The sequence below is a fragment of the Candidatus Binataceae bacterium genome, from assembly GCA_035500095.1.
In the GTDB taxonomy this organism is placed as follows: domain Bacteria; phylum Desulfobacterota; class Binatia; order Binatales; family Binataceae; genus JAKAVN01.
In genome coordinates this window covers 54679-68166 of record DATJXN010000022.1, presented here as the reverse complement: position 1 = coordinate 68166, position 13488 = coordinate 54679, and the positions used below count along the sequence as shown (strand labels likewise).

14 protein-coding genes and 1 tRNA gene are annotated in these 13488 nt (G+C 65.2%); 12 read left to right on the top strand and 3 right to left on the bottom strand.

From position 1 onward, the window contains the following. Positions 1 to 115: 115 nt before the first annotated feature. Positions 116 to 721 carry a DUF1326 domain-containing protein gene (locus tag VMI09_03410; GenBank protein ID HTQ23716.1) on the bottom strand — a complete coding sequence of 202 codons (606 nt, stop codon included), beginning with the start codon at positions 719 to 721 and terminating at the stop codon, positions 116 to 118. 239 nt (positions 722 to 960) lie between these two features. Between VMI09_03410 and VMI09_03405 the strand changes: the two genes are divergently transcribed. The 3 genes from VMI09_03405 to VMI09_03395 all read left to right on the top strand — a co-directional run bounded on the left by VMI09_03405 (position 961) and on the right by VMI09_03395 (position 4599). After that, positions 961 to 1515, top strand: coding sequence for an HdeD family acid-resistance protein (locus VMI09_03405; protein ID HTQ23715.1), 555 nt, complete (start codon positions 961 to 963; stop codon positions 1513 to 1515). Positions 1516 to 1605: 90 nt separating this feature from the next. Further along, the gene (gene priA / locus VMI09_03400) at positions 1606 to 4131 is read left to right on the top strand and encodes a primosomal protein N' (protein ID HTQ23714.1); all 2526 of its coding nucleotides are present in this window, start codon (positions 1606 to 1608) and stop codon (positions 4129 to 4131) included. Positions 4132 to 4218: 87 nt separating this feature from the next. Then, positions 4219 to 4599, top strand: a complete 381-nt coding sequence (locus VMI09_03395; protein ID HTQ23713.1) for a nuclear transport factor 2 family protein — start codon at positions 4219 to 4221, stop codon at positions 4597 to 4599. Positions 4600 to 4648: 49 nt separating this feature from the next. On the opposite strand, the gene VMI09_03390 is transcribed toward VMI09_03395, so the two are convergent. Then, complete coding sequence (locus VMI09_03390) at positions 4649 to 4984, bottom strand: heavy metal-binding domain-containing protein (protein HTQ23712.1); 336 nt, start codon at positions 4982 to 4984, stop codon at positions 4649 to 4651. A 100-nt stretch (positions 4985 to 5084) separates the two neighbouring features. Between VMI09_03390 and VMI09_03385 the strand changes: the two genes are divergently transcribed. The 8 genes from VMI09_03385 to VMI09_03350 all read left to right on the top strand — a co-directional run bounded on the left by VMI09_03385 (position 5085) and on the right by VMI09_03350 (position 11190). After that, positions 5085 to 6011, top strand: coding sequence for an alpha/beta hydrolase (locus tag VMI09_03385; GenBank protein HTQ23711.1), 927 nt, complete (start codon positions 5085 to 5087; stop codon positions 6009 to 6011). Positions 6012 to 6105: 94 nt separating this feature from the next. Further along, positions 6106 to 6648, top strand: coding sequence for a peptide deformylase (gene def / locus VMI09_03380; GenBank protein HTQ23710.1), 543 nt, complete (start codon positions 6106 to 6108; stop codon positions 6646 to 6648). Then, positions 6617 to 7624: a methionyl-tRNA formyltransferase gene (gene fmt / locus VMI09_03375; GenBank protein ID HTQ23709.1), complete on the top strand. Its 1008-nt coding sequence runs from the start codon at positions 6617 to 6619 to the stop codon at positions 7622 to 7624. The genes def and fmt overlap by 32 nt, the downstream gene beginning before the upstream one ends. Then, positions 7621 to 9030, top strand: coding sequence for a 16S rRNA (cytosine(967)-C(5))-methyltransferase RsmB (gene rsmB / locus VMI09_03370; protein ID HTQ23708.1), 1410 nt, complete (start codon positions 7621 to 7623; stop codon positions 9028 to 9030). The genes fmt and rsmB overlap by 4 nt, the downstream gene beginning before the upstream one ends. 44 nt (positions 9031 to 9074) lie before the next feature. Then, positions 9075 to 9743: a ribulose-phosphate 3-epimerase gene (rpe, locus tag VMI09_03365; GenBank protein ID HTQ23707.1), complete on the top strand. Its 669-nt coding sequence runs from the start codon at positions 9075 to 9077 to the stop codon at positions 9741 to 9743. 69 nt (positions 9744 to 9812) lie between these two features. Then, positions 9813 to 9890, top strand: a tRNA-Pro gene (locus VMI09_03360). A gap of 29 nt (positions 9891 to 9919) precedes the next feature. Further along, positions 9920 to 10531, top strand: a complete 612-nt coding sequence (plsY, locus tag VMI09_03355) for a glycerol-3-phosphate 1-O-acyltransferase PlsY (protein ID HTQ23706.1) — start codon at positions 9920 to 9922, stop codon at positions 10529 to 10531. A 320-nt stretch (positions 10532 to 10851) separates the two neighbouring features. Beyond that, complete coding sequence (locus VMI09_03350) at positions 10852 to 11190, top strand: P-II family nitrogen regulator (GenBank protein HTQ23705.1); 339 nt, start codon at positions 10852 to 10854, stop codon at positions 11188 to 11190. A gap of 184 nt (positions 11191 to 11374) precedes the next feature. Here VMI09_03350 and VMI09_03345 read toward each other — a convergent pair whose 3' ends face one another. Continuing rightward, on the bottom strand, positions 11375 to 11731 hold the full coding sequence (locus tag VMI09_03345) for a hypothetical protein (protein HTQ23704.1): 357 nt from the start codon (positions 11729 to 11731) through the stop codon (positions 11375 to 11377). Positions 11732 to 12056: 325 nt separating this feature from the next. Between VMI09_03345 and VMI09_03340 the strand changes: the two genes are divergently transcribed. Continuing rightward, complete coding sequence (locus tag VMI09_03340; protein ID HTQ23703.1) at positions 12057 to 13412, top strand: glycine--tRNA ligase; 1356 nt, start codon at positions 12057 to 12059, stop codon at positions 13410 to 13412. Positions 13413 to 13488: the final 76 nt, after the last annotated feature.

The window sequence follows — 13488 nt, the reverse complement described above, 5'->3', positions numbered from 1 at the left end:
CGCCTGCGCGCGAAAATCGCGGCCCTCTTGGGCGATGAGCTTCGGGGGCTGCGGCCAATACTATGGGTCAGGATTATGGGCCCAGGACTATCGGAGAAAGACTATCGGGCAAAGACTACGCGTTCGACCAGCGGATATCTGCGAAGTGCCCATTGCGGCCTGTGTTGTCGAAGCTTAGCCCCTGGTCCTTGAAATGGCTCACGGTGCTCCTGGCTGCGGCCAGCCGCTTGGAGGCGAAATGCGCGACGTTATCGAACCAGACCTGTTCGCCGTTGGCGCCGGCTACGCCCTGAACGGTGACTTCCGTGACGTTCTCGATCGAAAGCTTGCGCGTGTTGCCCTCGCTCGCGAAACTGATCGCGGCGCGATGGGCGGGCAGCCGATGCGCGACGAGCGGAGCGAAGCGCGAGAGCGGGCCGCCGGCCTGCGCGGTGAAAATTCTCTCCAGCGCCGCGCGCTGCGCGTCGTTGGCCCGTTCGTCAACATACGAGCCCATCGTCCATTTGCCCTCGGTCATGATGCCGGGGGTGTAGATCACGGTGACCGCGTTGAGGCCCGAGAGGTCGGTGTTGCCGTACTTGCCCGACTTTATATGGAAGGCGACGACGACGTCGCAATGGCCCTCGGTCGGCTTCGAGCCTTTGGCCAGCAGGCAGGGGCATAGCAATTCGCAGTTGCAAGACTCGAAATATTCGCCGTCCAGTTGCCAGCTCTCGCTCATGACTCTTCCATCCTGTTTCGACGCAAGTTCGCCTTTAGCTCGTAGCACAATGCCGCGCCGCACGGCCATCTGCATAGTGGGCAGGGACGCCGCCACCTGCGGCAAAGCGCGCGGCCGCGCGTATCGGCAAGTACGCGACCTTGGTCGGATAGCGTTTCGCGCGACCGCCATGATAGCGGTTCTAAGCTACATCGCGAACAGACGCTCGCGCAGCCTACGCGTCACAGGAGGCCAAGGCCATGACTCCACTGGCGGTGAGTACTGGAATCGACGAAGTGCGCAAACATACGACGTGGTTCCTCGTGGTGGGAATCGCGCTCGTCATCCTCGGCATCGTCGCGATCGGCTCGGCGGTCGCGATGACCATCGTCTCGGTGCTGTTTCTCGGATGGTTGCTGATTATCGGCGGCATCTTCGAAGTGATTCACGGCTTCTCGCACCGGCCGTGGAGCGGCTTTTTCATCAACCTGCTCGGCGGAGTGCTGTACGCGGTGGCCGGCCTGGTGATGGTCTCGAATCCGGCCTTGGCGGCGGTTACGCTGACGCTCGTAATCGCCGTGATGCTGATCGTCGCGGGCCTGTTCCGCCTCTTCATCGCCTTCTCGACGCCGCTCCATCATCGCGGATGGCTCGTCCTCAACGGCGCGATCTCGATCCTGCTGGGCGTGATGATCTGGCGCTCGTGGCCGGTCTCGGGGCTCTGGGTCATCGGAATGTTCATCGGCATCGACATGATCGTGGACGGCTGGACTGAAATCATGCTGGCGTTAACTGTGCGCCGTCTGCCGGCCTGAGCCGGTCTTCCGGCAAGAGCGAAATCCCGCGTCAGCGTCTCGCGCCGCTTAAGGGCGGTTGCCTGCGCGTTCGTGCCATGTAAATTGCCAATGGCAATCGCGATGCAGGCGAAGGTGATTCTGATCGGCGCGGCGCGCGGCGTGGGACAGCTGACCTATGCGATTCCGCCCGCGCTCGAAGGGCGCGTGCAGTGCGGCCATCGGGTGCTGGTGCCGCTGCGCGCGCGCCGCCTGACCGGAATCGTGACCGAAGTTGGCGAGGGGCTGGATGCCGGCGCCGGAGCGCTCAAGCCGATCCTGGAACTTCCGGAATCCCGGCCGCTCTACGACCGCGCCCATCTCGCGCTCATCGAATTCATGGCCGCCTATTACATGGCGCCGCTCGGCGACGCGATGCAGAGCGTGGTGCCGGCGGCCGCGCGGATCGAATCGCGCAAACTGTATCGGCTGGCGGCGGCGCCCGACGCGCTCCGCGAGGCGACGCTCTCGCCGATCGAACGCGCGATCCTGAAGACGCTCGAACGCCGCGCGATGACCGTGCGGGAAGTCGCCCGTTTGGGCGAGGCGGGCGAAGTCACCTCGGCACTCGCCCGTCTCGTCGCGGAACGGATCGTCGAGATCGCGGAGTCGATTCGGGGACGCCATCGGAGCACGAGCGTCGTGCGCCTTACCCCCGGCGCGCCGCCATCGAGCGCGGTAAAGCTCCGCGGAGTCAACCAGCGCGAAATCGTGCGCCTGCTCGACGAGGCTGCGCCGCAAGCGCTTGGGCTCGAAGAATTGGAGGAGCAGGTGCCAGGCGCGCGTGCCGCAGTGCGCGCGCTGGCAAGGCGCGGAGTGGTCGAAGTCGAGTCGGCCCCGCGTACGGCAGCTGCGCCGTGGGCGAATGTCGGGGACGCGATCGGCGGCGCGGGAGCTCCCGATGCGCACGGCGGCGGCGATTACGAGTTGATGCCTGAGCAGGCGGCGGCGATCGAAACCGTGATGCCCGCCGTCACAGGAGGGCGCGAGGGCGCCTTTTTGCTGTGGGGCATCACCGCGAGCGGCAAGACCGAGGTTTACCTGAAACTCGCGGCGGCGGCTTTAGAAGCCGGCCGGCAAGTGCTGGTGCTGGTGCCGGAGATCGCGCTCGCCGACCAGATAGTCCGATCGTTTCGCGCCCGCTTCGGCCCGCTGGTGGCCATCGCGCATAGCGCGCAGAACGTGGCCGAGCGCTGGGCCAGTTGGATGGCGGCGCTAGACGGTCAGGCGCGTATCATGATCGGCCCCCGCTCGGCCATCTTCGCACCGCTTGCCGGGCTCGGGCTGATCGTGGTCGACGAGGAGCACGACCCCGCCTACAAACAGGAAGAGGGAATTCGCTACAACGCGCGCGACCTTGCGGTGATGCTCGGGCGGCTCGCGCCGTGCCCCGTCGTGCTGGGCTCCGCGACGCCGTCGTCAGAGTCGTTCTACAACGCCCGGCGCGGACGCTATCGGCTGTTGCGGATGGCGAGGCGGGTGATGGAGCGTCCGCTGGCGGAGGTCGAGGTCGTCGACCTGCGCGCGGAATTCAAGAAAGGTCCGTCGCGCGCGGATGGCGGCCCTGCCAAGCCCGAGGAGCCGCGGGCGGTGCCGCTGTCGGCGCCGCTGCTCAACGCGCTTCGCGCCAACCTGGCCGCGGGCGGCCAGAGCGTGGTCTTTCTAAACCGCCGCGGCTTTCACAACTTCCTGCAATGCCATCTCTGCGGCGTCGTGCTCTCATGCGGCAATTGCAGTGTCAGCATGACCTTTCATCTGCGCGACCGTTCGCTGCGATGCCATTGGTGCGGCGCGCGTCAGCCGGCGCCTGAGGCGTGTCCCGAATGCAAAGGGTTCGGGCTGGTGGGCCAGGGCTTCGGCACCGAGCGGCTGGCGGAGGCGCTTGCGGCCGCGCTGCCGCAGGCGCGGATCGAGCGGATGGACAGCGACACCAGCGGACGGCGCGGAATTCGCCTCGAACTGGTGGAACGCCTGCGGCGCGGCGAGATCGACGTCATGGTCGGCACGCAGATGATCACCAAGGGCTTCGATTTGCCGGGCGTGACGCTGGTCGGCGTGGTGCTCGCCGACCTCGGGCTCAACTTGCCCGATTTCCGCGCTGCGGAGCGCACCTTTCAACTGCTGACGCAGGTGGCGGGGCGCGCGGGGCGCGGCGAGCGTCCGGGGCGCGTGCTTATCCAGACCTACGCGCCGCATCATTACAGCATCCGCGCGGCGCGCGACCAGGACTACGATCGCTTCATCCGGCGCGAGCTGCGCCTGCGCCAGGAACTTGGATGGCCTCCGTACTCGCGGATGGCGCTGGTGCGAATCGAGGGGCCCGACGCTGCCGCGGTCGCCGCGACGGCTGAGCGGGCGGCCGGGATGCTGCGGAGCGAGAACCGGGACGCGAGGGGCGAGGGGATGCGCGTACTGGGGCCTGCGCCCGCGCCGATCGAACGGTTGCGCGGGCGCTATCGATGGCAGGTGATGCTCAGGTCAACCGAGGCAGCCGCGATGCGCGCGGCGCTGGTCTCGATGCAGGCGTCGCTGGGCGGCCGCGGCGCGCGCGGCGGCGTTTTCGTCGGCGTCGATCTTGACCCGGTCAACATGCTGTGAGGTTTTTTGCGATCGCGCGCCCGGCTGGTGAAGAGCGGCGCGCGTTTGCTAGACCATGACGGCAGTTCGCCAGCGCAGGAGAATCCCATGATCGACCACAACAGCATCGAGACCCTGACCGCCGCCGTGCAGCGCTATTTCGATCTCATGTATGACGGCGACACCTCGCGCTTCGATCGCGTGTTTCGCCCGACCGCCCAACTACACGGGCTTCGCGACGGCAAGATGACGATGTACACGGCCTCGGCTTACAAGGAGCTGACAGCCGGGCGGCCGTCGCCAAAGTCCCTGGGCGCGCCCCGCGAAGAAGAAATCTTACTGATGGACTTCGCGTCGCCGACCCAGGCGCTGGTGAAGGTTCGTGTAAGGATCAACAAGACCGTCTACGTCGATCATCTCACTTATCATCGAGTTGACGGCGAATGGCTGATCAGCTCGAAGGGCTTCCACACCGAGCGCACCGATTAGCCGCAGACGCCGACCGACGCAGAGATTGCTGTGTGCGAGTCGCGCAGCTTCAGGCTTTTTCGATTCGCACCGCCGTGCCATAGGCCGCGATCTCGCTCATGATGTTGCCGATCTCGTTGCAATCGAAACGCATCGCGACCACGGCGTTCGCGCCCTTTTCCACCGCGGCCAGGCGCAAGCGGTCGATCGCCTGCTGGCGGCTGTCGGAGAGCAATTGCGTATAACCCGCGACCTCGCCGCCGAAGATTGTGCGCAGACCGGCGCCCATGTTGGAAAAAGCATTGCGCGCCCGGCAGATAAGGCCGAAAACCTCGCCATAAACGGCGACGATCTTGAAGCCGGGGACATCGTTCATCGTGGTGACTAAAACCGTATCGTTGTCCATAGACAAACCATAATCACGATAAACGACGTTGACAATGTCAAAACATGAATCTGCGCAGATCGCGAAAATCGTCCGGCTTAGTTGCTAAACTGGCTATACGATGGCGAAAACCGGAGAGGTGAGCATCCCGCGGCCCCATGGGGTCTTCGATGCGGTAATGGAGGACGGCGCCGTCATACGCGTGCGCCGCCATGGTAAGCCCGGCGCTCCGCGCCTTGTGCTGAGTCACGGCAACGGGCTCGCGATAGACGGCTATTTTTCGTTCTGGGGACAGCTGCTCGATCGCTACGACGTCATCGTTTACGACTTTCGCAATCACGGCCAGAATCCGCCGCATCATCCCGCCCATCACAACTGGAAGAGTTTTATCCAGGACGACGAGCGCGTATGGCACGCGATCCGCGAGCGATGGGGCGCTAAGCCGGCGGCCGGCGTGTTTCATTCGCTTTCGGCCGTGGCCGCGGTGATGCATACGCTGAAGATGGGCCGGCGCTGGGACCCGCTGGTGCTGTTCGATCCGCCGATTCATCCGCGCGAGGGCCATCCGCTGCAGGAAGTCCAGATATTTCACGAGGGACAGATCGCGGCGCGCGCGCGCCGCCGCACCGAACGCTACAAGACGCCGGAGGATCTGGCTGAGCTCTTTACCCATGTGCAGCAGTTCAAGCTCTGGCGCCCCGAGGCTTACGAATTGATGGCGCGGGCGACGCTCAGGCGCGACGAGGCCGCGGGCGACTGGGTCCTCGCCTGTCCGCGCGAGCTCGAGGCGCACATCTTCGAGAGCAATCGCGACGCAACGATATGGCCGCGGATGAAAAACCTGCCGGTGCCGTGCAAGCTCATCTGCGGCGACCCCGCACACGAGCACAAGCAGACGCCGGCGCTCATCGGGCGCGCGATTGCCGAGGAAACGCCGGTCGAATACGAAGCTATCGCCGATACCACGCACTTTCTTCAGATCGAGCGCCCCGAGGAGTGTATCCGCGCGATGGAGTCGTACCTGCGCAAGCACGGATTTATCGGATAGCGCGCCGCACGCGCGCGGCATGCATGCTTTCGGCGTTCCGGAGCCTTTGATAGATTTTTTTTGGTGACCCGCCGGGTCTGACAAAGAACTGACGATGGCGCTGCTTAATATCCGCAAATTTCCCGACCCCGCGCTCAAAGATCCGGCAAAGCCGGTCGCCAACATCGACGGCGGCCTTAATGGTTTCATCGAGAGCATGGTGCAGACGATGTACGCGGCGCCCGGCGTGGGGCTGGCAGCGCCGCAGGTCGGCGATTCGCGCCGCGTGGTGGTGCTCGACACCGACCATCAGAACCCCGGCAAAAAGCTGCTGCGGCTCATCAATCCCAAAATCGTCGAGGCCGAGGGCTCGATTGTCTGGGAAGAGGGGTGCCTTTCGGTGCTCGATTATACCGCCGACGTCAAGCGCGCCGCCCGGGTGTTGGTGCGCGCATGGACGCCGGAGGAGAAGGAGCTCGAGATCGAGGCCGACGATCTGCTCGCGGTCGCGCTGCAGCACGAGATTGACCATCTCGACGGCAAGCTCTTCATCGACCGCATCAGCCGGATCAAGCGCGAACTGTACCGGCGCAAACTCGCCAAACTGATAAAGGAGGGCAAGGCTGATGGCCAGCGGCCCTCCAGCGTGCGGATCTGAAATCGACGACTCCGCGAAACCGTTGCGAATCGTGTTCATGGGCACGCCCGCGCTGGCGGCTCATGTCCTGGAGCGGCTGGCCGGCGCCGCCGATGCCGGCTTCCAAATCGTGGGCGTGGTCACGCGTCCCGACCAGCCGCGCGGACGCGGGCTCAGGCTCGAGCCGAGCGAGGTCGGAGCAGCGGCGCAACGGCGCGGGCTGCCACTGCTCAAGCCGGCGAAGATTCGCACAGCGGAATTCCTCTCCGAGCTCCGCGCCTGGAATCCCGATTTGTTGGTGATCGCGGCCTACGGCCGAATCCTGCCCGACCCGGTCCTCGCAGCCCCGCGAATCATGCCGATCAATCTTCACGCTTCGCTCCTGCCGCGCCATCGCGGCGCTTCGCCCATCGAGGGTGCGATCCTCGCCGGCGACCTGGAAACCGGCGTCACGATCATGCGCGTGACCAGCAGGATGGATGCGGGTCCGATGTTGCTCGCGCGAGCGATTCCAATCGCGCCAGGAGAGACCCAGGGAACGCTCAAAGAGAAGCTCGCGGAACTGGGCGCGGCGGCGCTGCTCGAAGCGCTGCAGAAACTCCGGCACGGAAGCCTGGCCGAGACGCCGCAGGACGAAAGCCTGGCTACCTATACCTCGCCCGTGAGCAAGGCCGACGCCGTTGTCGATTGGAGCGGCGATGCCGTACGGATCGAGCGGATGGTGCGCGCGTACGATCCGTGGCCGGTCGTGCGCACGCGTCTTGGCGGCGATGAATTGATGATATGGCGCGCCGCGGTGGACGATTGGGCAGCGCCGGGCGCTACTCTCTCGGTGTCTCCTCCCGGCACGATATTGCGCCTCAAGCCGAACGTCGTCGTGCAATGCGGGCGCGGCCGGCTCGTGCTTGACGAAGTGCAGGCCACGGGACGCAAGCGCATGAGCGCGGCGGAATTCCTGCGCGGACGGCGCGTTGTCGCGGGAGCGCGGCTGGGATGACCCGCCGTCCGCGCATCGGTTCGCGCACAGCGGCGGCCGGCGCTGATGCACCGGCCGCCGCTGCGCCCGGTCCCGCGACGGCGGCCGGCCTGCTGACGCGCCGCGCCGCGCTCGAAATCCTCGTGCGCGTCCACACTCACGCCGCCTTCGCCGACGTGATGCTCGGCCATCGCCTCGCGGCTTTCGCCCCGCCCGACCGCCGCCTGCTGACGCGCCTGGTGCTCGGCACGCTCGCCTGGCGCGGACGCCTCGATTACGAGCTCGCGCAACTATGCAAGCAGTCCCTCGACAAGCTTGAGCCTGCGGTGCTGAACACGCTGAGGCTCGGACTTTTTCAGCTGCGCCATCTCAGCCGCGTTCCTCCGCATGCCGCGGTCGACACCGCCGTGTCGCTCGCGCGCGAGGTGTCGGGACGCGGCGCCGGAGGCCTGGTTAACGCCGTGCTGCGGCGCGCCGCGCGCGAGGTCGTAGCGATGCCGGAACGGGCGCCGGACGAGGTCGGGTTCCTGGCGATCGCATATTCGCATCCACAATGGATGGTGGCGAGCTTCATCGAATGGTTCGGCTTGGCGCGGGCAGAGGCGCTAATGGCGGCCAACAACGAGGCGGCGCCCAATGTGATGCGCCTTAATCTCACGCGCGGGAGGCTCGAAGAGATCGTCGCGCGGTTGGCGGCCGATGGAATCGGAATACGCTCGGGCGGCAGTCTGCCCGAGACCGTGGTCCTCGAAAGCGCCGCGGATTTTGATTCCGAGTCGTATCGCGCCGGCCTGTTCCATCCGCAATCCGAGGCTTCGCAACTGGTCGCGCGGATGCTCGCGCCCTCACCCGGCGCCACGGTAATCGATTGCGCCGCGGCGCCGGGCGGCAAAACAAGCCATCTTGCGGAATTGGCGGACGCGCGCGGACGGGTGATCGCGCTCGATTTGAACCTTAGCGGGCTGAAGGCCGCGCGCGATCTCGCCCGTCGGCTGGTCCATCGCAACATCGTATTCGCCAATGCGGATGTCGCCGCCGCAACGCCTCTGCGCGCTGAATCTGCCGGTTTCGTCCTGCTCGACGCGCCGTGCAGCGGCATTGGCACGCTGCGGGAGCATCCGGAAATACGGTGGCGTCTTCGGGCGGACGATCTTCGCCGGATGGCGGAGCTGCAGAGCGCGATGCTCGATAATGCGGCTGCGCTGGTCCGCCCCGGCGGCGTGATCGTCTATGCGGTCTGCAGTCTCGCTCCGCAGGAAGGGCAGGGCGTGGTGCGAGGGTTTCTCGCTAAGCATCCGGAATTCGTGCTCGAACGGCCCGAAGAGCCGCTGCTCGCGCCCTGGCTCCAGAGGGACGGCACGATGGCGACCAGTCCCGAGCGGGGCGGCCTTGACGGGTTTTTTGCTGCCCGGATGCGCCGGCGATGAACGCGCGTTTTGCCGCGCTGCGGCCGAGCCGCTAATCTCTGGTCATGGGAATCGAGCACAAGATTGCGCCTTCGATTCTGTCCGCCGACTTCGCGCGCCTGGGCGAGGAAATTCGCCGGGTCGAGGATGCCGGCGCCGACCTGATTCATTTCGACGTGATGGACGGCCATTTCGTGCCGAACCTCTCGATCGGGCTGCCGGTGCTGAAATCGCTCCGCAAGATAACCCGGCTGCCGCTCGACGCGCACCTGATGATTTCCGAGCCCGCGCGCTATCTCAGGGCGTTCGTCGAGGCCGGCGCCAACTCGATCTCGGTGCACGCGGAGGTTTGCGACGACCTGCCCGGAATAGCCGCACACATCCACGAACTCGGCGCGCGCGCTTCGGTTGCAATCAATCCGGAGACGCCGGTCGAGCGAGTGCTCGCCGCCGCCGGGCACCTCGATATGATCCTCGTGATGAGCGTGCATCCGGGCTTTGGTGGCCAGGGCTTTATCGTCGAGAGCCTGGATAAGTTGCGCGCCGTTCGGCGCGAGATCGAACGTCGCGGCCTCAAGGTGGACGTCGAGGTTGACGGCGGCGTCAAGATCGACAATATCGGCGCGGTGGCCGAGGCGGGCGCGAACGTTTTTGTCTCGGGTTCGGGTATTTTCGGGCATGAAAATTACCGCGAGATGATCGCCGCGATGCGCGAGCGGGCGGCGCGCGCCTGACCGAGCGCTGCTCGCAATGACGCGCGCGGCGATGCTATAAGAAGGTTCCGGTTCAGAATCTCCGGCGCACGGGGTGTAGCTCAGCCTGGCTAGAGCGCTGCGTTCGGGACGCAGAAGTCGCTGGTTCAAATCCAGTCACCCCGACCATTTTCTTTCGCGCGAAAGGCCGCATCCGTTTGAGCATCGCGCTGCTTTTCATTGCCGCATACCTCTTCGGATCGATCCCGGTGGGCGTACTGGTCGGCCGCGCCCTTGGTTTCGATCCGCGCGCGGTCGGCTCCGGCAACATCGGAATGACCAACGTGGCGCGGGCCGGCGGCAGAGGGGCCGGCGCGATCACTTTCGCTGGCGACCTGGTGAAGGGGCTGATTCCGGTCGTGTTCGCACGGATTGAGGGTTTACCGCCCGCGGCCGTCGCGATCGTCGGCCTCGGCGCCTTCATCGGCGCTATAAGCTCTGTTTTCCTTCGCTTTGCCGGCGGCAAGGGAGTCTCGGCCTCGCTCGGGATCTGGCTCGGGATCTCGCTCTTGCCGATCCTGGTGGCGCTGGTAGCGTTCGCCATCGTGTTCGCGTTCTCGCGGATAGTGTCACTGGCCTCGATTTGCGCGGCGGTTGTCCTGCCGCCTGCCGCCGCGATCCTGGGCCTGCCACGCCCATACGTTGGATTGGCGATCGTGATGACGGCGCTCGTTTTGCTGCGCCATCGCGAGAATATAGCCCGCTTGATCCGCGGCGAAGAGCCGACGGTCGGGGGCAAGAGCGCAAGCGAAGGTGGGGCGGGCGCTTAAATGGCCCCTTCGTTGTTGATACCGCCGGCTGCGGCTTCACCCAGCCTCACAATAGACACGGGGCTGCCACATAAGGCAGCAGACATGCCGCCGCATACCACATCCATTGCTACGTCCCCCTTTCTTCAGTTGATGATTGCGGCCAACCCCGTGCATAACGCAAGGCGCGAAGATTGCTCATGGAGTCCCAGATGCCCACGGGGAACTCACCGCGCCGCACCGAGCCGGGGTCTTGCGCGAGCCGCCGCGTATCTGGAACAGATAAGCTCAACCGCAAGGCGGAGGGGATGTCCGTCCGGACGCGTGCCGGGAGGGGTCATATGAAAAAAGTCGAGGCGATCATCAAGCCGTTCAAGCTGGACGAGGTCAAGGAAGCGCTCTCGAGTATCGGAGTACAGGGGCTCACGGTGAGCGAGGTGAAGGGCTTCGGCCGCCAGAAGGGCCATACCGAGCTCTATCGCGGCGCCGAGTACGTGGTCGATTTTCTGCCCAAAGTGAAGCTGGAGATAATTGTCTCGGACGAACTGGCGGCGCAAGTCGTCGAAACGATCGAACGCGCCGCCCGTACCGGCCGGATCGGCGACGGAAAGATCTTTGTCATGCCGATGGAAGAGGTGGTGCGGATTCGCACCGGTGAGCGCGGCTCCTCCGCGTTATAGCGTCGCGGGCGGCGATAGCGCGCTCGCACGAGATTACGAGCAGGGGCGACATGGGGCGAGGCGGCATGCGTTGCCGACTCGCCCCATGTCGCGCCGGCCGCCCGCCCCGGCGGCAACAGCCCATGAGATGCCGGGCGGCGTGGCGCGCATCTCGCCGCCCGGCATCTCACGCGTCGTACCGGCCTCAGTTCACGTTTTGCCGCGGGACGAAGCCCGTGACGCCCTTGAAGGGCCCGTCCGTTACCTCGACCACGCTGCCTTCCTCGTTGCTGGTGACAATCCGCACTGGCGTCTGATCGTCAACTTCTTTGGCCGCGAGGTTGGCGCCGATTCCGCCCAGCATCCCCATCGCCCCGCCCTCGGATTTCATCTTGGCCACCTTGTCGTAGGTTGCCTGGTCGGGGAAAACTTTAACCGTATGCTCGCCGGCGCTGGCGACTACGCGATGGCTGCATCCGGCGGCCACGATCGCTATCGCAAGCGCCGCGAGCGTGAGAAAGGATCGTGCGCCGCGATGGAATGTCGAGCTCTGGTTTCGCATAGAAATCTGGTCCCCGTATGTCGTCCTTCTTCCGGCCTGCCGCACCGCAGCCGTGTTTCAAGCTCTCCGCGGCAATACTAACGATACAGCAACGAAGTTATTACATAGGCCTGCAAAGCGGTGAAGGAGCGCGAGGCACGGTCTCTGGACGGCCCGCGGGCAAATTTGCCGCCGCCCTAGGCGCATGGTACGTTTTTCAGGATCGCGCGAAGGCTCGAAGCACCCGTGAAATCGCCGGTTTGGGAAATCCGCCGGACGGCAGTGACCGGATGGCAGTGAACTGATCGATCGCGGGTTGCGCACACTCTGCACAGGAGAGTTTCGTTTGTCCGTACCGAAAACCGAGGAAACATCGCCCGCGAGCACCAAGCGCGCGGTCACGATGGAAAAGCTGGTCAATCTCTGCAAGCGCCGGGGTATCGTCTTCCCCGCCAGCGAGATTTACGGCGGCCTCGGTTCGACCTGGGACTATGGCCCGCTCGGCATCGAAATCAAGCGCAACGTCAAGGAGGCCTGGTGGCGCGCGATGGTGACGACGCGCAGCGACGTCGTCGGCCTCGACAGCGCCATCCTGCAGCATCCGCGCACCTGGGAAGCTTCGGGCCATCTGCAGAGCTTCAGCGACCCGCTGGTTGACTGCAAAAGCTGCAAGCAGCGCTTCCGCGCCGACCACGTCAGCGGCGGGCGATGTCCCGAGTGCGGCGGCGAACTGACCGAAGCGCGGAGCTTCAACCTGATGTTCAAGACTTTCATGGGTCCGGTGGAGGACAGCGCGAGCGTCGTGTACCTCCGTCCCGAGACCGCGCAGGGCATATTTCTGAACTTCGCCAACATCGTCGACACCCAGCGGGTCAAGCTGCCGTTCGGCGTCGCGCAAGCCGGCAAATCGTTCCGCAACGAAATCACGCCCGGTAATTTCATCTTTCGCACGCGCGAATTCGAGCAGATGGAGATGGAGTTTTTCGTCAAGCCCGATCCGGCCGAGGAGGCGCAATGGTTCGACTACTGGGTCGGGCAGCGCTTCGATTGGTACGTGAGCCACGGCGTGCGGCCAGAGAATCTGAGGTTGCGGCCGCACGGGCAGGACGAACTTTCGCACTACTCGCGCGGCACCACCGACGTCGAATATCTGTATCCGTTCGGCTGGGGCGAGCTGGAAGGAATTGCCAAGCGCGGCAGCTTCGACCTCGATCAGCACGCCCAATACAGCGGCAAGGACCTGACCTATTTCGACGAGGAAGCCAAGGCGCGCTATCGTCCGTGGGTGATCGAGCCGGCCGCCGGCGTGGACCGCGCGACGCTCGCCTTTATGCTCGACGCCTACGACGAAGACCTGGTCGAGAATGAAGAGCGGATCGTGCTCCGGCTCGATCCGCGCCTTGCGCCGATCAAGGCTGCGGTCTATCCGCTGCTGCGCAAGGGCGGGCAGCCGGAGAAGGCGCAGGAGGTATTGCGAATGCTCAAGCGGCATTTCACCGCCGCCTACGACCAGGCCGGTTCGATCGGACGGCGCTATCGCCGCCAGGACGAAGTGGGGACGCCGTTCGGGATCACGATCGATCATCAGACGATGGAAGACGACACGGTCACGCTGCGCGATCGCGACTCGACCGAGCAGGTGCGAATTAAAATCGGGGCGCTACCCACGGAGTTGACCGAGCGCATCGGCTGGCATCGCTAGGTCAGGCCGCGCCCGTGCGGCGCCGCCGGCCGGCGGTCAAGCTTGTGTCCTGAAGTCCCCGCGCGAGCGGGAGAGG